This is a genomic window from Budvicia diplopodorum, from assembly GCF_009800925.1.
GTDB classification, from domain to species: domain Bacteria; phylum Pseudomonadota; class Gammaproteobacteria; order Enterobacterales; family Enterobacteriaceae; genus Budvicia; species Budvicia diplopodorum.
In genome coordinates this window covers 26,298-47,470 of the sequence record NZ_WOYF01000012.1, presented here as the reverse complement: position 1 = coordinate 47,470, position 21,173 = coordinate 26,298, and the positions used below count along the sequence as shown (strand labels likewise).

The window sequence follows — 21,173 nt, the reverse complement described above, 5'->3', positions numbered from 1 at the left end:
TTCAGTTGAACGGCTTTTTCGTGGGACCCATTAGAACAACTCTTGGGTTTCTCCGCCTTCCGTTACCGTTGTGCCGATTTCAGAAGTCGTGTGAGACGTTGGCTCAGTGCCTTTAATAAAGTATTCTGATTTACTCCGCCCGCCACCGGCCAGCTGGCCGTTGTACATATCGATCATCACGCTGATGATACCTTTAGGTTTTGGCGTTTGCTGAACGGGTAGGCCGTTTAATGCAACTTTCATGTAGTCAATCCACGCCGGCTGAGCGCTTTGCGCACCCGCTTCACCTCGGCCTAAGCCACGGCGATGATCGTCAAAGCCAATCCAGACTGACGTCACGGTTGAAGGACCAAACCCGGAGAACCATGCATCTTTTGAACCGTTGGTGGTGCCCGTTTTGCCACCAATATCGCTACGTTTCAGGTCTCTTGCCGCACGCCAGCCGGTACCGTTCCAGCCACCGCCCGGTTCACCCGCGATATCACTTTTTAACGCATCCTGCATCAGGAACGCTAATTCCGAGCTGATAACGTGCGGTGCATACGGTGAATCAACCTTTACAGGCACTTTATTAGGATCGATTTTTTCCAGATTAGGCACAGGAGCAATACTGTTTACAGCACTTTCTGTCAGCGGATCAACTTCATCGCTGCCATCGTCGCTAGGATCGGTCGATGGAGGCGTTGTTGCTACCGCATTGGCGTCCGTTTGAGTACTTAAATCAATCGTATTACTGATTAATGCCTGAGACTTTTCGGTATTGCCGAAAACAACTGGAATATCACATTCAAATCCGCAGGCGACTTTCGGTTTGGCTTCAAATACTACGCTACCATCGTCTTTCTCTATTTTTGAAATAAAGTAAGGGTCGATAAGGTACCCGCCGTTGGCAAATACCGCATAGCCCCGGGCTATCTGCATTGGCGTAAAGGATGCTGCGCCTAATGCCAGAGATTCTGTTCGTGAAATATTTTGCGCAGGGAAACCAAAACGCGGCAAATAATCTACAACATAGTCAACGCCGACCGCACGCATAGCACGAACAATCATCACGTTTTTAGACAGGCCAAGACCGACCCGAAGACGTAGCTGACCCTCATACTGAGGTGGGGAGTTTTTCGGCGACCAAATTTTACCGCCGCCAACGCTCAGGCTGATTGGTAAATCGGTTAATAGCGTCGAAAGCGTCAGACCTTTGTCCAATGCGGCAGTATAGACAAACGGTTTAATGTTTGAACCCGCCTGACGAACGGCTTGTGTAACTCGGTTGAATTTACTGTAGTTAAAATCGAATCCACCGACCAGCGCCTTAACGGCTCCGTCGTGAGGATTTAACGAGATTAAGGCCGAGTTTACATTAGGTACTTGTGACAGAACCCACTCGTTATCGTTGTTCTTACGTATCCAGATTTGCTGACCGGATTGAACGACATCGGTCACTTTTTTCGGGCTTGCACCTACCGCACGATCGTTGAGAAACGGGCGCGCCCAGCGCATGGCTGAGAAAGGTAAAACGAGCGGTTCGCCGTTAGCCAGCATCAGAGTTGCCTGCTGTGCTTCAGTGTGCGTTACAACTGCTGGCGTTAGCGGACCGTAACTTGGTATCGCTTTCAGAGAATCAACTATTTGCTGCTTAGCCCACGGCGTTTCGTTAGGTTTCCACAGGACGTTTGACGGGCCATGGTATCCGTGGCGAATATCATACTGAATTACATTGTTACGAACGGCGTCCGTTGCGGCCGTTTGCAACGTTTTGGTGATGGTGGTGTAAACCTTATAGCCGTCGGTATAGGCATTTTCACCATAGCGATCCATCATTTCCTGACGTACCATTTCAGCTAAGTAAGGGGCCGCGAAGGCCATTTCAGGCTCATGGTAGTTAGCAATTAGAGGGGTATTTTTTGCATCGATGTACTCTTGCTGGGTGATGTATTTTTCTTCCAGCATGCGGTAAAGCACAGTATTACGGCGGGCAAGGGCTCGATCGTGTGAGTAAAGCGGGTTATAGGTCGACGGCGCTTTCGGTAAGCCTGCAATCATAGCCATTTCGCTTAACGTCAACTGACTAACATCTTTACCAAAGTAAACGTGGGCCGCAGAGCCAACGCCATAGGCTCGATAGCCCAAATAAATTTTGTTCAGATAAAGTTCAAGAATCTCATCTTTAGACATTGAACGTTCTATGCGCATTGCAAGAAATGCTTCTTTAGCTTTTCGAGTGATTGTTTTTTCAGGGCTTAAGAAGAAGTTTCTGGCCAGTTGCTGGGTAATGGTACTCGCCCCTTGTTTAGCCGAACCCGCACCAACAGCGACAACGGCCGCACGCACAATGCCAATTGGGTCGATTCCGTGATGCTCATAGAAACGGCTATCTTCAGTTGCAAGGAATGCATGAATTAGCTGTGGCGGGATTTGCTCCAGCGTCAGGGGAATTCGGCGCTTCTCACCGAACTGAGCAATAAGCTCACCATCAGCACTGAACACCTGCATAGGCGTCTGTAAGCGCACTTCTTTTAGGGTAGAGACATCTGGCAATTCTGGCTCAAGGTATTTATAGAGGCCAAAAATCGAGCCAATTCCCAAAAAAAAGCAACAGACTGCAATAATGAAAAGATACTTTACGAACTTCACCTGAGATTTCCCATAACGTGGCCACTGTGTGGTTTATAAACAGCTGCTGGATAGTATAAAGGCAACGTTGCTTTGTGGATACGTTCTTTTATCTGCGAAATGAATATAAAGGAGATTTCAAGATATGCAGATCTGGCAAGTGGGTTTAGACATTCAGGAAAGTGGTTTTTATGCGTTCGCCGTCCAGCGCCAGCGCTATGGTTGGCAGCTCAGGCATTGGTGGCATCAGTCGGTTGCAGCGCCATTTTTTAGCAGTTCAACGCTAACTGATTCGCACCTATTTATTGATTCTCTGAAAAAGTGGCGTCAGAAGTTACCAAAGGGCGTTTCCATCCGGATAGCATTACCGGCAAGTGCGATACTTCAGCAATCAGTGGCTTTACCCGATCAAAAGCTTTCACCGCAGGAGCAAGATTGGTTTGTTGGTGCTTCAGTAGGAAGACTATTCCCTCTGGCGGCCAGAGAGCTGGCGGTTGACTATCGGATAACCCGCTCCGTTTCAACTGAACCACCTACTTCCACGGACGTTGTTATTACCGCTGCCAAACGTTCAGACGTTGACCGTTGGGTAACAATACTGGCGAAAGCCAATATTATTCCCACCATTATAGATACCGTCCCGTGCGTTTTAAGATCGATGGCCAGTATGGCCGGGCTTAATCCTGACTATTTACTCGTTCATCAGTTGGAGCATCAGTATTTATTGGTTTCTCCGCTCAAAGCCGAATTTAACTATCGCTTGCTGCCTAATGACGGGCAATCATGCCCGCAGCGCGTGGAGTGTGCACTTCTGACTTACCGGCAGCTATCCGGATGCCAGGTTGATAATGTCTACTTCAGCGGGCTAGAAATATTGCCGGAGCAACCGGATAACGTTCACTGCTGGTCACCTATGGTAGCACTGCATCAGATGCAGCCGCCGCTACCCGAAGTTCCTCATCAGTTTGTTTTAGCCTGTGGTCTGGCGCTAAGACGTGAGGATGCCTGATGCTACAGGTTAACTTTTTACCCTGGCGTAGGGTGAAGCAGCGAAAACAGATGAGGCAATTTATTCTGCTGGTTCTCTGCTATCAGGCAAGCATTGCTGTTGCACTGGGTGCGGTGTATTCCTCAGTTCATGTTCATCAAAATCTATTATCAGGAACGCTGGCTGACCTTGCTGCATCTAATCGGCTGATGGTCCAGAAAGTGGTACAGGTCAAGCAATATCAGAAAGACCTCGCTGAGTTGAGTGCCCGGCAAGAAGAGATCCAGAATATTAAGCAGTCCGTTGCTAATCTGGAGCAACTTTTTGCGTACTTTGAACAGATATTGACGCCGGACGTCGGCTTCAAACGTATCGATCTTACCCATGCTAGATTAAGCGTTGAAGGGCAGGGGCGAGGGTACTCATCGATTGTCGATTTTTATCGTAAAGCAGACGCAGCACCCCTTATTCACGACGTTCAGTTAGGCAAAGTTACCGTTTCTGCAACCGATAGTTCACAGTTCCTGTTTTCTTTGACGGCCGAACTGTTTGAGATATTGCCATGAATCTTAATATTGATATTGACTGGCAGTACGTTGCTTCCGGTCCACTCTGGCTGCGTCATCTGATCCCCCTATTGGCCGGGTTAATACTCATTGCTGCCGTGTTGTACCTTTATATTATGCCAGCTCGGGCCGACAACCAGGACATTGACCAGCAAATTCAGGCGGCTGAGCAAATGTCAGCGAGTTATGAACAGCAGTTAGCGGCTCTGCCTTTAGTTAATCAGTTAAAACAACAAATTCAGGCGCTAAAAGAGCAGCAAAAAATTTATCGTTATTCTTCTTCGGCGGCGGCGAAATTAACCAGTGCCATAACTGACTATGTAGCGGTATCCGGTGGGCAACTTATCGATTTGAAGCGTGAGTCTGGGTTGAATAAGGAGTTGAACAAGGCCGATGCCAACGTCATGGTTTACCGCTGGAGATTAAATATGAAGGCAACCTATTTTCAATTCTTTGAGTTTACCCGATTGATTAATCAAGGCGTTTTACTGTTGACCATTGACAGCTTGGCAATGAGTACCGAATCAGAGCGGCTCAATCTAACCATGAACTTAAGCCTATATCAGCTAAAAATGGAGTACCCATGAACCGGCTATTGCTCACCGTTTTCGGATTTATCATGAGTGCATCCACTATATCGATCGCTTTTGCCGCCGAGCCGGACGTTCAGCTGTCAATGCAGGACAGGCGTAATCCTTTCATTTTCGACGATAAGTCTGAGTGCCGAAAAGAGATGGCTGAGGAAGGGAAGATCCTCTCAGGTTGGCGGCTTTATGGCACTATTGGTCAGATGCCTGATTTGCGGGGGTGGATAAAATCATCATCCGGGGAATGGGTGAAAATATTTACTCAGGCCAAGCTGCCGCTACTGTACTGGCAGCTTAGTGAGATTAATTCCGGCGCAGTGCTCTTTTCCTCTCTGGCTACCCCGCAAGGGTTTTGTAATACGGCCGAAATAATCGAACTTAGAATAAGGAAGTGATGATGAGGTTTATGCGCAGCTTCGGGGATTTTTCTGTGTTTAAAGCGTTCTTATTGATTTTTAACCTGCTCTTTACCAGCTCTTTATTCGCCCAACCTGCAGTACAGGATAAACCTATCTCGCTGGAGTTTCAGGATGCACCGCTAAGCGTGATATTACAGGCATTAGCTGATTATCAGCATCTTAATCTGGTCGTTATGGATAGCGTCGGCGGTAAACTGAGTATTCGCCTTGATAATGTTCCATGGAAACAGGCTCTGTCTGTGATTTTGAAAGCCGGCCAGCTTGATGTTGAACTAGACGGAAACGTGATGGTAGTTATGCCTCTTCAGGAAAAAGATGCCCGCCGCCAGCGCAGTGAGCAGACTCAACAAGAACAAACGGCACAATTACCGTTAACGACTTTTAAGCATGTCGTTCAGTATGCGGATGTCAATGAACTGGTGAAGATGGTCAATAGCCAGAAAGGTAGCCTGCTGTCTGAGCGCGGAAGTGTGATTGCTGATGCCAGAACCAATACGATTATTGTGCGAGACCTTGGTGATTCGTTACCGGCGGTGGAAGAATTTATTAAACACATTGACCAGCCGCAGCCGCAGGTTTTACTCACGGCCCACATCGTGACGATGAATCATGAGAACCTTGAAGAGCTGGGGGTGAAATGGGGATTAAGCAGCGATGTTGATTCCAGTAGCAACGCGATGGGCGGTATGTTTGATGTTAATCTTTCGGTTGCTAATCCGACGGCTCGAATCGGGTTTCAGGTTGCCCGGTTAAAGGGTAAGTTTCTTAATCTGGAGCTTTCTGCGCTAGAGTCTGAAAACCATGTTGATATTATCGCCAGCCCTCGCTTGCTTACCGTGAATAAACAAACGGCAAGTATTAAGCAGGGGACTGAAATTCCATATGAGGTTTCCAGCGGATCCAACGGCGCGACGTCTATTGAATTCAAACAGGCCGTTTTAGGGTTAGAGGTCACGCCCCGAATTTTTCAGGGCGGGCAGCTGGAGCTCGATTTATTGATTAGCCAGAATATGCCGGGTAAAAGCCTGAAGAAGGGAGACGGTAGCGAAATACTGACGATCGATACTCAGGAAATTAAAACTCAGGTTTCAGTATTCGACGGTGAAACTATTGTTTTAGGTGGTATCTTTCAGCAAACCAATATCTCGGGAACGGAAAGTGTACCGCTGTTAGGTGATATACCTTTGCTGGGTACACTTTTTCAGCGCAAGTCGGATAAACAGAGTCGGCGGGAACTGGTTATCTTTATTACACCGACAATCGTTACGCCTTCGCCAATAATTTCAGAAAATAAAATAGAAAGTGGTTAATATCTGGTGAGATAAAGCCGATAAGCTTAATTTTCAAAGGTGAATAATAAGTAGGTCAACCGGTTTATTTTCTTTTTTAAGCTCATGGAAGTTTGACGAGTTGACTGATTTAGCTTACAAGTGTCTATCTGAAACAAACTAGGCGATGAGGTTTAGGGTTGGATTTGATGGGGATTTTTAGTTTCACCCATCTGAAGTTAGTGCTCCGTATTTATTCGGTTGCCAAACTACCTATAGTGTTGAGATAATTTCCAGTCTGATCTCACACATAATGCTTATGAGGTTTCAGGTGTACTCCCGTAGCTGTTTAGATTTGGCGGGGCGGGTTGTCATTAACGAATTATCTTAGTAATACCAAAAAACATGGCAGAAAAACGCAATATCTTCCTGGTCGGCCCTATGGGTGCGGGTAAGAGCACAATAGGTCGTCAGTTGGCTCAACAGCTTAATATGGAGTTTGTTGACTCCGATCACGAGATTGAACGCCGTACTGGAGCTGATATAGCCTGGGTATTCGACGTTGAAGGCGAAGAAGGTTTTCGCGATCGTGAAGAGAAAGTGATTAATGAACTGACGGAAAAGCAAGGTATCGTCCTCGCAACCGGCGGTGGTTCTATAAAATCGAAAGAAACGCGTAACCGCTTGTCTGCTCGAGGTGTGGTTGTTTATTTGGAAACCACCATTGAAAAACAGCTAGCCCGTACTCAACGTGATAAAAAGCGTCCGCTCTTACAAGTAGATACGCCACGTGACGTTCTAGAAACATTAGCGCTTGAGCGAAATCCTCTGTATGAAGAAATTGCTGATGTAACAATCCACACTGATGAGCAAAGTGCAAAAGTTGTTGCGAATCAAATTATTCAACTGATTGAAAACAGCTGATTTCAAAGCAGCTATCCTGCTTTGGGCCCAATAACAATATATAAGAAAGGCATATCATGGAGAGGATTGCAGTTACTTTAGGCGAGCGTAGCTATCCTATTACGATTGAAGCGGGGCTATTTAATGAGCCAGCTTCCTTTCTTCCTCTTCGTGCTGGGGACAAAGCGTTACTTGTCACCAACGATTCAATTGCGCCACTCTATCTTGATATTATTCAACGCAGTTTGCAGGCATTGGGCGTTACTGTGGATACCGTTATATTACCCGATGGTGAAAAATATAAGACGTTGTCCATTATGGATCGGGTCTTTACTAAGCTATTGGAGAATAATCACGGTCGGGATACTACGCTTATTGCTTTAGGTGGTGGCGTTATCGGGGACCTGACCGGTTTTGCAGCGGCCAGCTATCAGCGAGGAGTGCGCTTTATTCAGGTGCCTACCACGTTGCTATCTCAGGTGGATTCGTCCGTTGGTGGCAAAACCGCAGTGAATCATCCGCTGGGTAAAAACATGATTGGTGCGTTTTACCAGCCGGCCTCTGTTGTTATTGATATCGACTGTTTGAAAACGCTACCCAAGCGTGAGCTTTCGTCTGGCCTGGCCGAAGTGATTAAATATGGCATTATTCTGGATGCTGATTTATTCGTTTGGCTTGAGGAAAATATAGACTCTTTATTGGCACTTGATGCGCAGGCACTGGCTTACTGTATTCGCCGTTGCTGTGAAATAAAAGCTCAGGTCGTCGCTGCTGATGAACGCGAAGGCGGTATTCGCGCTTTATTGAATTTGGGCCATACTTTTGGCCACGCGATTGAAGCTGAAATGGGATACGGTAACTGGTTGCACGGTGAAGCAGTTTCCGCCGGAATGGTCATGGCGGCTGAAACTGCTCGGCTATTAGGGCAATTCAGTCAGCATGATGTTGACCGGATTAAGCGTTTATTAAAGCGTGCAAATCTTCCCATTACGGGGCCAGAAAGCATGAGCCCTGAATCCTATATGCCCCACATGCTTCGAGATAAGAAGACGTTAGCGGGTGAGTTACGTTTAGTTTTACCAACGGCTATTGGCCAGTCTGAAGTCAGAGGTGGCATTGCTCATGAAGTTGTATTGTCGGGTATAGTCCATTGCCTGATATGATATAGCGGTAGTCGTTCTAATAATCCGTATAAGTATCAGTTTTAGCGTGTAGTTGTGGTGTTGTGTCATTTATTGTGAGGGGTGGGAAAGTGCAAGAAGACTTCGAATCTGAATCTAATGGTAACGATAATAGTATGAGACCTGATGCCAGCGATCGTGCTAATCAGCGTGAACGCTCGAAGCCTCGTAAAAATATGCCTATGTCCCGCCAGCATATAAAGATAGGTATCGGAATATTAGTTCTGTTGCTCTTGATTTTACTGGTCAGCTCAGCGCTTAAATCGCCTGTGCCAGAAAGTAACGGTAATAGTAATAATCAGCCTCGTGAAGTTAATTTAGGTAATACGCCATCCAATACTTCTCAGCCAGCGCCAGCCGATGCGAATACGCAGTCCGCAACTACAGCGCCGCTGACTGGGGCCACACCCGCACAAGAAATCAGTGCTCCACCTGTTTCAGGTACACCAACGCAGTCACCGCCATTGCCAGAAGTTGCTAATCAGCAGCGGGTAGAAATACCGGGTGAAATTACTGATGCGCTTTCCGCACAGCAAGAACAATTGAACAAATTGAAAGAGACTGAGATGTCCGGTTCGCCGTCAACGTCAAATACTGCGCCGTTGCCAAAAGAATCGCAGGCGATGCCGTCGTCTCAAGGCTTGCAGACTGCCACATCTCACCAAAGTGGCGCAACTCAGACTCAGTCAGGCCAGGTTAAGAATAAACCTGTAACAGAAGCTAAGTCACCAGCTAAGCCTACTGAAACTGCAGGAACTAAGCCACCAAGTACTAAGCCATCCAGCACTCCGGTAAGTACTCCGTCAAGTAATAAGGCTCCTAGTCCTAAAGGTTCAGTAACGGCAGGTTCGGTGGCTGAACTAACGGCAATTCCAGCAAGTCATGTGACTTTGCAAGTGAGTAGTGCCTCTCGTTCTGAATCGCTGTTAGCGTTTGCGAAGAAGAATAACATGACTGACTACTGGGTTTATCCTACCCGCCGGGATGGAAAACCTTGGTTTATTTTAATCACGGGTAACTATGCTTCTTCTTCTGAAGCCCGTGCTGCTTTATCAACTCTACCGACAGACGTTCAAGCTAACAAACCATGGGTAAGATCTGTGCAACAAGTGCACCAAGATCTAAAACAAAAATAAATTATAGATGTGCAAATGTGCTGCTTAAAACAGAGTGCAAAACGCCGTTTTGAATTGTATAAGTAGCTGACTCGCAGCATGAAAAAAAGCCGTTCTTTTTTAAAGTGGGCGGGAGGAAAGTATCCTCTTGTTAATGAGATTCGCGAACATTTACCGAAAGGTGAACGTTTAATTGAGCCATTCGTTGGCGCAGGCTCGGTGTTTTTAAATACGGATTATGAAGAGTATATTTTAGCTGATATTAACAGCGATCTAATTAATTTGTATAACATCGTTAAACAATGCACGGACCAAGTCGTTCAGGATTCACGAGAACTTTTTACTGACGAATATAACCAGGAATCGGTTTACTACCAACTGCGAACTGAGTTTAATCAAAGTCGTGACTCATACCGGCGTGCATTGCTATTTCTTTATCTGAATCGCCACTGTTATAACGGGTTATGCCGTTATAATTTGAGCGGTGAGTTCAACGTGCCTTTTGGTCGTTATAAGAAGCCCTATTTTCCTGAGTTTGAGTTGTACCGTTTTGCTGAAAAAGCCAAACGAGCGACATTCTTTTGCGAAAACTATGAGCAGACCATGAGGAAGGCTTCACAAGGGGCGGTGGTTTATTGCGATCCGCCTTATGCACCTTTGTCGGCAACGGCTAATTTTACGGCTTATCATACCAATAGCTTTAATATTTACGATCAGCAGCAGTTAGCACTATTGGCTCAAGATATCTCAGAAAGTATGGGCGTACCGGTATTAATCTCTAATCATGATACGGAGTTAACCCGAGAATGGTACAGCGCCGCAGAGCTGGTGGTTGTTAGAGGGCGTAGAACTATTAGCCGTAACGTTTTGGGCCGTACAAAGGTAGATGAACTGTTGGCGTTATATAGCCAGCGTTAATTAAATTTGGGACACTATTTTTTGGCTATACGTCGTTATGTAAAATAGTATCCTGAATTTTTTACTCTATTGCTAACACGTAATTTTCTATAACGAGTGGATACGCAGATGAAAAACTTTCTGATAGCTCCTTCGATACTTTCCGCTGATTTTGCGCGGTTAGGTGATGATACCGCGAACGTTCTGGCCGCCGGCGCTGACGTAGTACATTTTGACGTTATGGATAATCACTATGTGCCTAATCTGACCATTGGTCCTATGGTGTGTAAGGCATTACGTGATTATGGTATTACGGCGCCGATCGATGTGCACCTAATGGTAAAACCGGTTGACCGTATCGTTCCTGATTTTGCCAAGGCGGGAGCCAGCTATATTTCGTTTCATCCAGAAGCCTCCGAGCACGTCGATCGCACTATCCAATTAATCAGAGAGAACGGTTGTAAAGCAGGGCTGGTTTTTAACCCTGCCACGCCGCTAAGCTATCTTGACTATGTCATGGATAAGCTGGATATCATTTTACTGATGTCAGTCAACCCGGGTTTTGGCGGTCAGTCATTTATCCCTTCGACGCTTGATAAGCTTCGTCAGGTGCGCAAGTTAATCGATGACGGTGGTTATAATATTCGTCTGGAAGTTGATGGTGGCGTTAAGGTTGATAATATTGGTGAAATCGCTGCTGCAGGTGCGGATATGTTCGTTGCCGGTTCAGCTATTTTCAATCAACCCGATTACAAAACGGTGATAGACGAAATGCGCGCTGAGCTGGTTAAGGTGAGTGAATGACCATATTCACCGGAATTAAAGGGCTAGGATTCGATCTTGATGGCACTTTAGTGAATAGTTTACCGGGATTAGCCAGTGCAGTTGACGCTACGTTAAAAACGCTGGGTTTACCACAACCCGGTCAAGAGCGCGTTTCTCACTGGATTGGAAACGGTGCCAGCGTATTGATTAAGCGGGCATTAAACTGGGCCGGGTGTGATACGGCAAAAGAGCAGTTAGACAGTGCCAGAATATTGTTTGATCGTTACTATAGCGAAATGCTTGAGACGGGGACTGAGCTTTATCCTCAGGTGGCATCGACCCTGAAACAGCTGGCGGGTGCAGGAATGAAAATGGCGTTAGTGACTAATAAGCCAACGCCTTTTGTCGGTCCGTTATTGAGCTCCCTTGGTATTATCGATTATTTTAGTGTGATTATCGGTGGTGATGATGTGGCTGAAAGAAAGCCGCACCCTGCACCGATTTATTTAGTGTTAGGGCGGCTAGGGTTAAGGGCCAATGAGCTGATTTTTGTGGGCGATTCCCGCAATGACATTCAGGCCGGTCAGGCGGCGGGTTGCCCGACTATCGGTTTATCTTATGGATATAACTACGGTGAGTCGATTGCACTGAGCCAGCCCGATCGCGTTTTAACCTCATTTGCCGATATTTTACCCGTTGTTGGCCAACTGACTTCAAAGATTAATTAGGAATAACTCATGAGTAAACCCATTGTATTTAGTGGCGCACAGCCATCCGGAGAACTGTCCATTGGTAACTATATGGGAGCGCTGCGTCAGTGGGTACAAATGCAAGATGAGTATGATTGCATCTACTGTATTGTTGACCTGCACGCGATTACCGTTCGCCAGGATCCGGAAAAACTGCATAAAGCAACCTTAGATACCCTTGCGCTGTATCTTGCCTGCGGTATTGATCCTAAGAAAAGCACTATTTTTGTTCAGTCCCATGTGCCTGAGCATGTGCAGTTAGGCTGGGTTCTGAACTGTTACACCTATTTCGGCGAACTGAGCCGCATGACCCAGTTTAAAGATAAGTCTGCCCGCTATGCGGAAAATATTAATTCAGGCCTGTTCGGTTATCCGGTGCTGATGGCCGCAGATATACTGCTGTATCAAACCACGCAGGTACCCGTTGGTGAAGACCAGAAGCAGCACCTCGAATTAAGCCGTGACGTTGCACAACGCTTTAATGCGCTGTACGGCGATATATTCGCGGTACCTGAGCCATTCATTCCTAAATCCGGTGCGCGGGTAATGTCGCTGCTTGAGCCAACCAAGAAAATGTCTAAGTCAGACGAGAACCGCAATAACGTCATTGGTTTATTAGAAGATCCTAAATCAGTGACTAAAAAGCTGAAACGGGCGGTGACTGATTCCGATGAGCCGCCGGTTATTCGTTACGATGTTGTCAATAAGGCCGGCGTTTCTAATCTGTTAGATATTCTGTCGGGCGTTACCGGTAAGTCTATTGCTACTCTGGAACAAGAGTTTGAAGGCAAAATGTATGGTCATTTGAAAACAGAAGTGGCCGACGCCGTTGCCGCAATGCTGACCGAACTTCAGGCTCGTTATCATCATTTCCGCAATGATGAAGCTTTTTTACAGCAGGTTATGCGTGAAGGTGCTGCTAAAGCCAGCGCTAAAGCTAAAGAGACCATGGCGAAGGTGAATAAAGCCGTTGGGTTTGTGACTTTGCCATAAGGTTCTGTTTTATTTTATCTATAAGAAAATGCCGCTGATAAAGCGGCATTTTTGTGATCCGAATAATATAATTATCGCGCTACTTTACTGAATGACTGTCGTCCGGGTGGTTAATCTGCGCCCGGATACTGTCGATATCAACTCGATCAATATACTGAACAATATTGTAATAAGCCCACTGGTGATAGCCGAACTCCGGTTGCTTAAGCTCAGCCAGCGCGGCATCTTTCGGCCAGCCCTGATAAACCATACGGTACATTGCCACCATCAGGCCCGTTCTGTCGCTGCCGTGCCAGCAGTGGACTACCATCGGTTTTGGCGCATATTTCATCACCCTTAGTGCAGAAATAAGCTGCGGTTCTGTTAATCGCCCGGCTTCCATTGGCACATGATAAAGCTTTAGCTGAGTTCCTTTGGCCTCATTATTGTCCGTATGGAAATTACGCAGGTTGAGAATAGATTTAACGCCCCGCTGTTCCAGTTCTTTCATTTGAGGGGCACCAGGTTGGCCGGAACGATAGAGCTCATCACTGACCTGATAAAAATTATCTACGCTTGAATTTGAGACCTGTTTAGCTGCCTGAATAACGCCTGTTTCAGACGTTGCCATGGCATAACCGCAGGTAAAAAGAATAAAAAATATTGCCATACGCGGTAAGAATTGAGGGAGTAGTCTCATTAATCGTCCATTTTTTATAAAAAAAATCATCTTAATTTTCATCACTATGACAGGTTACGGCCTTTGGCGAAAGACGAAATCGATTGCTTTATTAGCTAGAGTATATAAGATACGGCCGATTTTTTGGCCCGAATTTACTATGAGGAGGTATTGTGTCGCAGGATAACAATTATAGTCAGGGGCCCGTCCCTCTGGCTGCGCGAAAAGGCGTAATTGCACTGACTTTTGTCATGTTGGGATTAACGTTTTTTTCAGCCAGTATGTGGACCGGCGGTACGCTCGGTACCGGTTTAAATTTTCATGATTTCTTCCTCGCAGTGTTCTTTGGTAATCTCCTCCTCGGTATTTATACAGCTTTCCTCGGTTATATCGGTGCTAAAACCGGACTCTCTACCCACCTCCTTGCTCGTTATTCATTTGGTATTAAAGGTTCATGGCTTCCCTCTTTCCTGCTTGGCAGCACGCAGGTCGGCTGGTTTGGCGTAGGCGTTGCCATGTTCGCGATACCGGTGAGTAAAGCCACTGGTCTGGATACCAATATGCTGATTATGGTCTCCGGTATCTTAATGACGGCGACCATTTTCTTTGGCATTTCAGCGCTCACTATTTTATCGGTTATCGCCGTACCTGCGATTGCCATTCTGGGGAGCTACTCTGTTTATCTGGCCGTTAATGACGTTGGTGGGTTGGACCATTTACGGCAAATTATTCCTACCGCTCCGCTGAGCTTCTCAACGGCAGTCGCTCTGGTTGTCGGCTCTTTCGTTAGTGCAGGTACGTTAACCGCCGACTTTGTGCGCTTTGGGCGTAACGCTAAAGCAGCCGTGCTGGTTGCGATGATTGCCTTTTTCTTGGGTAACTCGCTGATGTTTATCTTCGGTGCGGCGGGTGCGGCAGCGGTAGGGCAGGCGGATATTTCTGACGTGATGATTGCCCAAGGTTTGCTAATTCCTGCCATTGTTGTTCTGGGACTGAATATCTGGACTACTAACGATAATGCTCTATATGCATCAGGTCTGGGTTTTGCCAATATTACCGGGCTTTCCAGCCGTAATTTATCCATTATGAACGGTCTGATCGGTACCCTGACGGCGCTATGGTTATACAATAACTTCGTAGGCTGGCTAACCTTCTTATCAGCAGCGATTCCGCCTATCGGTGGGGTTATTATTGCCGACTATCTGATGAATCGTCGTCGCTACAATAGCTTTACGGATGCAAAATTTATGGTAGTTAACTGGATTGCCATTCTGGCCGTTGCGCTTGGTATCGCTGCCGGTCATTATTTACCGGGTATTGTTCCGGTGAATGCCGTGTTGGGCGGAGTGCTAAGCTATCTGGTTCTGAATCCTATTTTTAATCGTAAATTTAATCAGTTACCTAAGGTTAGCCATGCAGAATAATTCGTTAACTATCACCGATGTTCGCCTGCAAGACCGCGAAGGGCTATGGCAAATAAGCATTGAGAATGGTGTTTTTAAAGCGATTGAACCTCAGCAATCTGCGGCGCCAGCGTCTGGCAATGTGATTGATGCCAAGGGCGGGCTGGCGATCCCTCCGTTTGTTGAACCGCATATCCATTTAGATACTACGCAAACGGCCGGTGAACCTAGCTGGAATCAGTCTGGAACCTTATTTGAAGGTATTGAGCGTTGGGCCGAACGCAAAGCCATGCTGACTCATGATGATGTGAAAAAGCGCGCGATGCAGACGTTGAAATGGCAGATGGCCAATGGTATTCAGCATGTGCGTACTCACGTAGACGTGTCTGACCCAACGCTAACGGCGCTTAAAGCCATGCTGGAAGTGAAACAGGATGTGGCACCGTGGGTTGATGTGCAGATAGTTGCTTTTCCGCAAGAAGGGATTCTTTCTTATCCTAATGGCGTGGAGCTATTGGAAGAAGCGATGCGCTTAGGCGCTGACGTTGTTGGCGCTATTCCACACTTTGAATTCACCCGTGAATACGGCGTGGAATCGTTGCATAAGGCTTTTGCTCTGGCTCAGAAATACGACCGTTTAATCGACGTTCACTGTGATGAGATTGACGATGAGCAGTCGCGTTTTGTTGAGACCGTTGCCGCATTGGCGCACCGTGATGGTATGGGTTCGCGAGTAACCGCCAGCCATACTACCGCGATGCACTCTTACAACGGCGCTTATACTTCTCGCCTGTTCAGGCTGTTGAAAATGTCCCATATTAACTTTGTCGCTAATCCGTTAGTTAATATTCATTTACAGGGGCGTTTTGACACCTATCCTAAACGTCGCGGTATTACGCGGGTTAAAGAGATGCTGGAAGCTAATATTAACGTTTGCTTCGGTCATGATGACGTGTTTGACCCTTGGTATCCGTTGGGAACGGCCAATATGCTGCAGGTTCTGCATATGGGGCTGCACGTTTGCCAACTGATGGGATATGGTCAGATTAATGATGGTCTGAACCTGATAACGACACACAGCGCCAAAACGCTAAATCTGCAGGATTATGGTTTAGTCGTTGGGAACACTGGTAATCTGGTTATTCTTCCTGCAGAGAATGGCTTCGATGCCGTTCGTCGTCAAACTGCCGCGCGCTACTCTATTCGTCGCGGAAACGTGATTGCCCAAACGGTGCCAAGTCAGACAACTTTATTTTTAGACAAAGAAGAGTCGGTTAACTTTAAGCGTTAAGGTTTAAACGGCCAGCTGCTAAGGGCTTCAATATTTTATTGAGGCCCTTTGTTTATTCGGAATAAAGTTAAAACGATAAATTAGTAGCTGATAGTGGCTAAAGCCTCTAGAATTTGTTGAAACTTATATTGATGATTTATCAACAACAAGAAGGTGTATACCTATGTTTAAACGTATCTGTATGACTCTGGCAGCTTTGTTTTCACTGGTATTGATTGCGCCAGCGGCACTGGCGGCTAACGCTCACGTACTGTTGACGACTGCTGCAGGCAATATCGAAATTGAATTAGATAATGAAAAAGCGCCGGTTTCTACCAAAAATTTTCTGACTTACGTCAACGATGATTTTTATAATGGTACTATTTTTCACCGTGTAATCCCGGGTTTTATGGCTCAGGGCGGTGGTTTTACTGCTGATATGAACCAAAAGAAACCGAATGAGCCTATTGCCAATGAAGCAAAGAATGGTTTGAAAAACGTAAGAGGTTCTGTGGCAATGGCCCGCACTAACGTGGTCGACAGCGCCACCAGCCAGTTTTTCATCAACGTAGTAGATAATGATTTTCTGGATAATACCCCGGATAACTTTGGCTATGCGGTATTCGGTAAAGTGGTTAAAGGTATGGACGTTGTCGATAAAATGATGGTGGCTCCGACTCAGTCCGTTGGCGGACATCAGGATGTGCCGGTTACGCCGATAGTGATTATTTCGGCCAAAGTTTTACCGTAACGGTGAATTGTAGTTGGCATTGATGCCGATGCCTATAGGATGAATGCGAATGTTTGAACCCCTAATGATTGCCAAAAGTAATGACTTAGCGCTGGCAATTCTGCCCGCTCTGGCTAACCGTCATGGATTGATTACCGGAGCAACGGGAACCGGAAAAACCGTCACGTTGCAAAGAATGGCAGAAAATTTTTCCCGGATCGGCGTGCCCGTTTTTATGGCCGATGTAAAAGGTGACTTATCCGGTATTGCCGCCCCGGGCGTATTATCGCCAAAGCTTCAGTCTCGCTTGGAAGCGTTAAACGTTACCGACTGGGATCCTGCCGCTTGTCCGACGGTTTTCTGGGATGTGTTTGGTGAGAAAGGTCATCCGGTTCGCGCCACCGTTTCTGATATGGGGCCAATTCTGTTAGGCCGCCTGCTGAATCTTAACGATGTGCAGTCTGGCGTTTTACAGCTAGTTTTTAAAATTGCTGATGATAAAGGGCTGTTGCTGCTCGACATGAAAGACTTGCGCTCTATGGTGCAGTTTGTCGGTGATAACGCGAAGCAGTTCCAGACGGAGTACGGTAATATCTCCAGCGCTTCGATCGGAGCTATTCAGCGAGGTTTACTGACCCTTGAGCAACAAGGTGCGGAACACTTCTTTGGTGAGCCGATGCTGGACGTCTTTGACCTTATTAAGACCGACGCCTCAGGGCTGGGCATGATCAATATTCTGGCGGCAGACAAGTTATACAATCAGCCTAAGCTGTATGCGATTTTTCTGCTGTGGCTATTGTCGGAGCTGTTTGAACACCTGCCAGAAGTCGGGGATATGGATAAGCCGAAAGTGGTGTTCTTTTTTGACGAAGCCCATTTGCTATTTAGCGATGCTCCCGCCGCGTTATTACAGAAAATTGAGCAAGTGGTTCGTTTGATCCGTTCCAAAGGGGTTGGTGTCTACTTTGTAACTCAAAACCCTCTGGATATTCCTGACAGCGTGTTGGGGCAATTGGGCAATCGAGTTCAGCATGCGCTGCGGGCATTTACGCCACGAGATCAAAAAGCGGTAAGAGCCGCGGCGGAAACCATGAGAGCTAATCCGGCATTTAATGCGGAGCAGGCGATTACCGAGCTGGGCGTGGGTGAGGCGTTAATTTCTTTTCTTGATGAGAAAGGCCGGCCAAACGTGGTTGAGCGCGGTTTTGTTATTGCGCCTTGCTCTCGCATGGGGGCATTAGCTGACGATGAGCGAAATAGCTTGGTTAATCATTCGCCGCTGTACGGTCGCTATGAAGATAGGGTAGATCGGGAGTCTGCTTATGAAAAACTGGCTACCGGTTCAGCACCGTCGGCGGGAAATTCATCCGACGGTTCATCTCATCCTGCTTCCGCTGAACCAGCCGCTCAGTCAGACGACGGTGGTTTGTTTGGTGGGCTGAGCGATATTCTGTTTGGTACTACCGGCCCAAGGGGCGGTAAGAAAGATGGTCTTGTTCAGACTGCGGCTAAATCGATGACCCGACAGTTGGGGAATCAAATTGTCCGCGGTATTTTGGGCAGTATTCTTGGTGGCCGTAAGAAGTAAAATAAACCCGAACGACATGGGTGAAAAAGGGGGGGCAGCCGAAAGGCTGCTCCCCCTTTTCTAATTACATCAGATGGTTTGTTCGACCGGTTCAAACCAGTCAGTATTGCGGGTTGATATGGTGGTCAGTGTGGATACCATCTCAATCAGATGCTGGTGGATAGCCTCTTCTGCGGCGTCCGGGTCGTGTTTTTCTAACGCATGATAAATTCGGTAATGCTGTTCTATCAAACTTTCTGGCGGTGACACATCGGCCAGGCTCATAAAGCGCACGCGGTCCATGGTGGCTTTAATACTTTCGATCGTTTCCCATGCCATAGGGCAGTTGACGATTTGGGTAAACGAACGGTGAAACTCGTCGTCTAGTTCCAGAAACTCTTTGATGCGTTTATTGTTAGACGCGAGCTCTTGACGGTGCAGATTATGCTTTAGCTGCATAAGCTGCTCGGCCGTAATCACGGAGGCAACCCGGCGGATAATCGCCGATTCAACCGCTTCGCGAATAAAACGGCCATCGGCTACCCGTTTAGCCGATATCTTCATAACGAAGGTACCGCGCTGAGGCAGGATCTGTACTAAACCCGTTTCAGATAGTTTGATAAAAGCCTCTCTGACGGGCTGTCGGGAGACGTTAAAGCGGGTTGATATCTCTTTTTCTGACAACAAAGTTCCCGGGCGGATCGTACAGTCGACGATTTCCTGTCTTAATAAACGGTAAATCTGTTGATTAACCGGTTCATTGTTGGTGAATGGGTAGACAATGGTCATTAGACTTAACAATACTCTTATCGTTATTAGCAATTTCTTGCATTATAAAGGTATTTAGCTGGCGCTTCGCTAAATTAATTCTGCAAGATTATCACTATTTAATGAAATTAATCATTCAAATGTCAGTTTAATTTGTGGTTTTCAGCTTAGCGGTTCCATTCACTGAAAATAAAGGCACCCGAAGGTGCCTTATGCGCTAGTTATTTTCTGAAGTTCCAAACTAGAATCGTTGAGCTAACTTCGCTACTGATTCTTTGGCTCCGAATTTAAGCAAATGCTCATAGGCTTCAGTTACTGCAGCCACAAATTTAGGATTTTGTGGTAACTCGTTACCAAATACAACTTCCAGCGACAGCAGAGCTTTAACGCGCGCAGAACCTTCTTGGCTTCCGCTAACCAGCGCTTGAAGTTGGGCAAGCAGCGGATCGCTGACTTCAATTGCCAGACCTTGCTCATCAACTCCTCCGACGTAGCGGATCCAAGCAGCGATGCCCAGAGCCAGACAGTCGAAGTTGCCGTTGTTGGCCAGATGATAGCGAACTGAATCCAGCATACGCTGTGGCAGTTTCTGCGTACCGTCCATGGCGATTTGCCATGTGCGGTGCTTCAGGGCCGTATTGCGATAGCGGTTAAGTAGTGAATCAGCATAGGCAACTAGGTCCACGCCTTGGGTTCTTAGAGTAGGAGCCTGTTCATTCAGCATCAGATGACGGGCCGCGGCCGCATAGTTATCATCCTGCATACAGTCATTAATATGCTGATAGCCTGCCAGATAGCCAAGATAAGCCAAGAATGAGTGGCTGCCGTTTAGCATTCGCAGCTTCATCTCTTCAAACGGCAGTACGTCCTGTACCAGCTCAGCACCGACTTTTTCCCACTCAGGGCGACCGTTAACAAAGTTATCTTCAATCACCCACTGACGGAATGGTTCACAGGCAACGCCGGCCGGATCGTTGATCCCACCCAGTTGCTGCGCGATCTTTTCTAAGGTTTCCGGCGTGACGGCAGGAACGATACGATCGACCATGGTTGAAGGGAAGCTAACGTTAGCTTCGATCCATTCCGCGAGTTTCTCGTCCTGCAGCTTGGCTAACCCTAAAATAACGTTGCGGGTTACGTGGCCATTTTCCGGCATATTGTCGCATGACATGACGGTAAAGGCTGGTAGCTGGCGCTCACGGCGTAAACGCAGCGCTTCAACGATGACGCCCGGAGCCGATTTTGGCACCCTCGGGTTAGTCGTATCATGCTGAATCAGTGGGTGGTCTTGAATCAGTTTTCCTGTAGCAGGCTGATAGCAGTAGCCTTTCTCAGTAATCGTGATTGAGACAATGGCCACCTGTGGCTCAGCCATCGCTTCAAGTACCGTATCGATACCTTCAACTTCAGCGTGAATTGCCCGGCAAATGACGCCAATAACGCGGCCTGACCAGCCCTCAGAAGCCATTTCGGCAACTGAATACAGATTGTCCTGTGCGTTAAGGTCGGCAATTTGCTGCTCACCACCAATCAGGTTAACTTCACAAAAACCCCAGTCACTGTCGAACTGCGAGGCCAACTGGTCCGCATAGACTGCCTGATGGGCGCGGTGGAACGCGCCAAAGCCTAAGTGTACGATCCGAGTTTTAATCTTCGTTCTATCATAAGATGGAACAATGATACCTGTCGGAAGATTTGATAACGTCTTACTGGATAATTTCATTTAATTTATCAAC

At 46.9% G+C, this 21,173-nt stretch carries 20 protein-coding genes; 16 read left to right on the top strand and 4 right to left on the bottom strand.

Going from position 1 to position 21,173, the window contains the following annotated elements:
• Positions 1–30: 30 nt before the first annotated feature.
• Positions 31–2,631, bottom strand: a complete 2,601-nt coding sequence (gene mrcA / locus GVI43_RS11520; protein ID WP_159567008.1) for a peptidoglycan glycosyltransferase/peptidoglycan DD-transpeptidase MrcA — start codon at positions 2,629–2,631, stop codon at positions 31–33.
• A gap of 124 nt (positions 2,632–2,755) precedes the next feature.
• Here mrcA and pilM point away from each other — a divergent pair, with 124 nt between their 5' ends.
• The 12 genes from pilM to trpS all read left to right on the top strand — a co-directional run bounded on the left by pilM (position 2,756) and on the right by trpS (position 13,041).
• A complete protein-coding gene (pilM, locus tag GVI43_RS11515) occupies positions 2,756–3,619 on the top strand; it encodes a pilus assembly protein PilM (protein ID WP_159567007.1) in 864 nt (287 codons plus the stop codon).
• Positions 3,619–4,164: a PilN domain-containing protein gene (locus GVI43_RS11510; RefSeq protein WP_159567006.1), complete on the top strand. Its 546-nt coding sequence runs from the start codon at positions 3,619–3,621 to the stop codon at positions 4,162–4,164. Before pilM ends, GVI43_RS11510 begins: the two co-directional genes overlap by 1 nt.
• Entirely contained in the window at positions 4,161–4,751 is a 591-nt protein-coding gene (locus tag GVI43_RS11505; protein ID WP_159567005.1) for a hypothetical protein, read from the top strand. The genes GVI43_RS11510 and GVI43_RS11505 overlap by 4 nt, the downstream gene beginning before the upstream one ends.
• A gap of 32 nt (positions 4,752–4,783) precedes the next feature.
• Entirely contained in the window at positions 4,784–5,146 is a 363-nt protein-coding gene (locus GVI43_RS11500; protein WP_159567004.1) for a hypothetical protein, read from the top strand.
• A gap of 35 nt (positions 5,147–5,181) precedes the next feature.
• Entirely contained in the window at positions 5,182–6,480 is a 1,299-nt protein-coding gene (gene hofQ / locus GVI43_RS11495; protein WP_246201841.1) for a DNA uptake porin HofQ, read from the top strand.
• A gap of 363 nt (positions 6,481–6,843) precedes the next feature.
• A complete protein-coding gene (aroK, locus tag GVI43_RS11490; protein WP_159567003.1) occupies positions 6,844–7,362 on the top strand; it encodes a shikimate kinase AroK in 519 nt (172 codons plus the stop codon).
• A 56-nt stretch (positions 7,363–7,418) separates the two neighbouring features.
• Positions 7,419–8,504 (top strand): 3-dehydroquinate synthase, encoded by a 1,086-nt coding sequence (aroB, locus tag GVI43_RS11485; protein WP_159567002.1) that lies wholly within the window; start codon positions 7,419–7,421, stop codon positions 8,502–8,504.
• An 89-nt stretch (positions 8,505–8,593) separates the two neighbouring features.
• Complete coding sequence (locus GVI43_RS11480) at positions 8,594–9,658, top strand: SPOR domain-containing protein (protein ID WP_159567001.1); 1,065 nt, start codon at positions 8,594–8,596, stop codon at positions 9,656–9,658.
• Between the two features lie 78 nt (positions 9,659–9,736).
• Positions 9,737–10,555 carry an adenine-specific DNA-methyltransferase gene (dam, locus tag GVI43_RS11475; protein WP_159567000.1) on the top strand — a complete coding sequence of 273 codons (819 nt, stop codon included), beginning with the start codon at positions 9,737–9,739 and terminating at the stop codon, positions 10,553–10,555.
• 108 nt (positions 10,556–10,663) lie between these two features.
• Positions 10,664–11,338 (top strand): ribulose-phosphate 3-epimerase, encoded by a 675-nt coding sequence (gene rpe, locus GVI43_RS11470; protein WP_159566999.1) that lies wholly within the window; start codon positions 10,664–10,666, stop codon positions 11,336–11,338.
• Positions 11,335–12,027 carry a phosphoglycolate phosphatase gene (locus tag GVI43_RS11465; protein ID WP_159566998.1) on the top strand — a complete coding sequence of 231 codons (693 nt, stop codon included), beginning with the start codon at positions 11,335–11,337 and terminating at the stop codon, positions 12,025–12,027. Before rpe ends, GVI43_RS11465 begins: the two co-directional genes overlap by 4 nt.
• A gap of 9 nt (positions 12,028–12,036) precedes the next feature.
• Complete coding sequence (gene trpS / locus GVI43_RS11460; RefSeq protein WP_159566997.1) at positions 12,037–13,041, top strand: tryptophan--tRNA ligase; 1,005 nt, start codon at positions 12,037–12,039, stop codon at positions 13,039–13,041.
• A gap of 79 nt (positions 13,042–13,120) precedes the next feature.
• On the opposite strand, the gene GVI43_RS11455 is transcribed toward trpS, so the two are convergent.
• Positions 13,121–13,720, bottom strand: a complete 600-nt coding sequence (locus GVI43_RS11455) for a dual specificity protein phosphatase family protein (RefSeq protein WP_159566996.1) — start codon at positions 13,718–13,720, stop codon at positions 13,121–13,123.
• 152 nt (positions 13,721–13,872) lie between these two features.
• Here GVI43_RS11455 and codB point away from each other — a divergent pair, with 152 nt between their 5' ends.
• The 4 genes from codB (at position 13,873) to GVI43_RS11435 (ending at position 18,690) form a co-directional block, all read left to right on the top strand.
• The gene (codB, locus tag GVI43_RS11450; protein WP_159566995.1) at positions 13,873–15,123 is read left to right on the top strand and encodes a cytosine permease; all 1,251 of its coding nucleotides are present in this window, start codon (positions 13,873–13,875) and stop codon (positions 15,121–15,123) included.
• Positions 15,113–16,393 (top strand): cytosine deaminase, encoded by a 1,281-nt coding sequence (locus tag GVI43_RS11445; protein ID WP_159566994.1) that lies wholly within the window; start codon positions 15,113–15,115, stop codon positions 16,391–16,393. Before codB ends, GVI43_RS11445 begins: the two co-directional genes overlap by 11 nt.
• Before the next feature lie 163 nt (positions 16,394–16,556).
• A complete protein-coding gene (locus GVI43_RS11440; RefSeq protein ID WP_159566993.1) occupies positions 16,557–17,123 on the top strand; it encodes a peptidylprolyl isomerase in 567 nt (188 codons plus the stop codon).
• Positions 17,124–17,166: 43 nt separating this feature from the next.
• Complete coding sequence (locus GVI43_RS11435; RefSeq protein WP_425482147.1) at positions 17,167–18,690, top strand: helicase HerA-like C-terminal domain-containing protein; 1,524 nt, start codon at positions 17,167–17,169, stop codon at positions 18,688–18,690.
• A gap of 69 nt (positions 18,691–18,759) precedes the next feature.
• Here GVI43_RS11435 and GVI43_RS11430 read toward each other — a convergent pair whose 3' ends face one another.
• Positions 18,760–19,458, bottom strand: coding sequence for a GntR family transcriptional regulator (locus GVI43_RS11430; RefSeq protein ID WP_159566991.1), 699 nt, complete (start codon positions 19,456–19,458; stop codon positions 18,760–18,762).
• 220 nt (positions 19,459–19,678) lie between these two features.
• Entirely contained in the window at positions 19,679–21,160 is a 1,482-nt protein-coding gene (locus tag GVI43_RS11425; RefSeq protein WP_159566990.1) for a mannitol dehydrogenase family protein, read from the bottom strand.
• Positions 21,161–21,173: the final 13 nt, after the last annotated feature.

Bases quoted from the DNA above. Each gene is read 5' to 3' on its own strand.
- pilM (WP_159567007.1), top strand. From the start codon at position 2,756: ATGCAGATCTGGCAAGTGGGTTTAGACATTCAGGAAAGTGGTTTTTAT.
- GVI43_RS11510 (WP_159567006.1), top strand. From the start codon at position 3,619: ATGCTACAGGTTAACTTTTTACCCTGGCGTAGGGTGAAGCAGCGAAAA.
- GVI43_RS11505 (WP_159567005.1), top strand. From the start codon at position 4,161: ATGAATCTTAATATTGATATTGACTGGCAGTACGTTGCTTCCGGTCCA.
- GVI43_RS11500 (WP_159567004.1), top strand. From the start codon at position 4,784: ATGAGTGCATCCACTATATCGATCGCTTTTGCCGCCGAGCCGGACGTT.
- aroK (WP_159567003.1), top strand. From the start codon at position 6,844: ATGGCAGAAAAACGCAATATCTTCCTGGTCGGCCCTATGGGTGCGGGT.
- aroB (WP_159567002.1), top strand. From the start codon at position 7,419: ATGGAGAGGATTGCAGTTACTTTAGGCGAGCGTAGCTATCCTATTACG.
- dam (WP_159567000.1), top strand. From the start codon at position 9,737: ATGAAAAAAAGCCGTTCTTTTTTAAAGTGGGCGGGAGGAAAGTATCCT.
- rpe (WP_159566999.1), top strand. From the start codon at position 10,664: ATGAAAAACTTTCTGATAGCTCCTTCGATACTTTCCGCTGATTTTGCG.
- GVI43_RS11465 (WP_159566998.1), top strand. From the start codon at position 11,335: ATGACCATATTCACCGGAATTAAAGGGCTAGGATTCGATCTTGATGGC.
- trpS (WP_159566997.1), top strand. From the start codon at position 12,037: ATGAGTAAACCCATTGTATTTAGTGGCGCACAGCCATCCGGAGAACTG.
- GVI43_RS11455 (WP_159566996.1), bottom strand. From the start codon at position 13,720: ATGAGACTACTCCCTCAATTCTTACCGCGTATGGCAATATTTTTTATT.
- GVI43_RS11445 (WP_159566994.1), top strand. From the start codon at position 15,113: ATGCAGAATAATTCGTTAACTATCACCGATGTTCGCCTGCAAGACCGC.
- GVI43_RS11440 (WP_159566993.1), top strand. From the start codon at position 16,557: ATGTTTAAACGTATCTGTATGACTCTGGCAGCTTTGTTTTCACTGGTA.
- GVI43_RS11435 (WP_425482147.1), top strand. From the start codon at position 17,167: ATGCGAATGTTTGAACCCCTAATGATTGCCAAAAGTAATGACTTAGCG.
- GVI43_RS11430 (WP_159566991.1), bottom strand. From the start codon at position 19,458: ATGACCATTGTCTACCCATTCACCAACAATGAACCGGTTAATCAACAG.
- GVI43_RS11425 (WP_159566990.1), bottom strand. From the start codon at position 21,160: ATGAAATTATCCAGTAAGACGTTATCAAATCTTCCGACAGGTATCATT.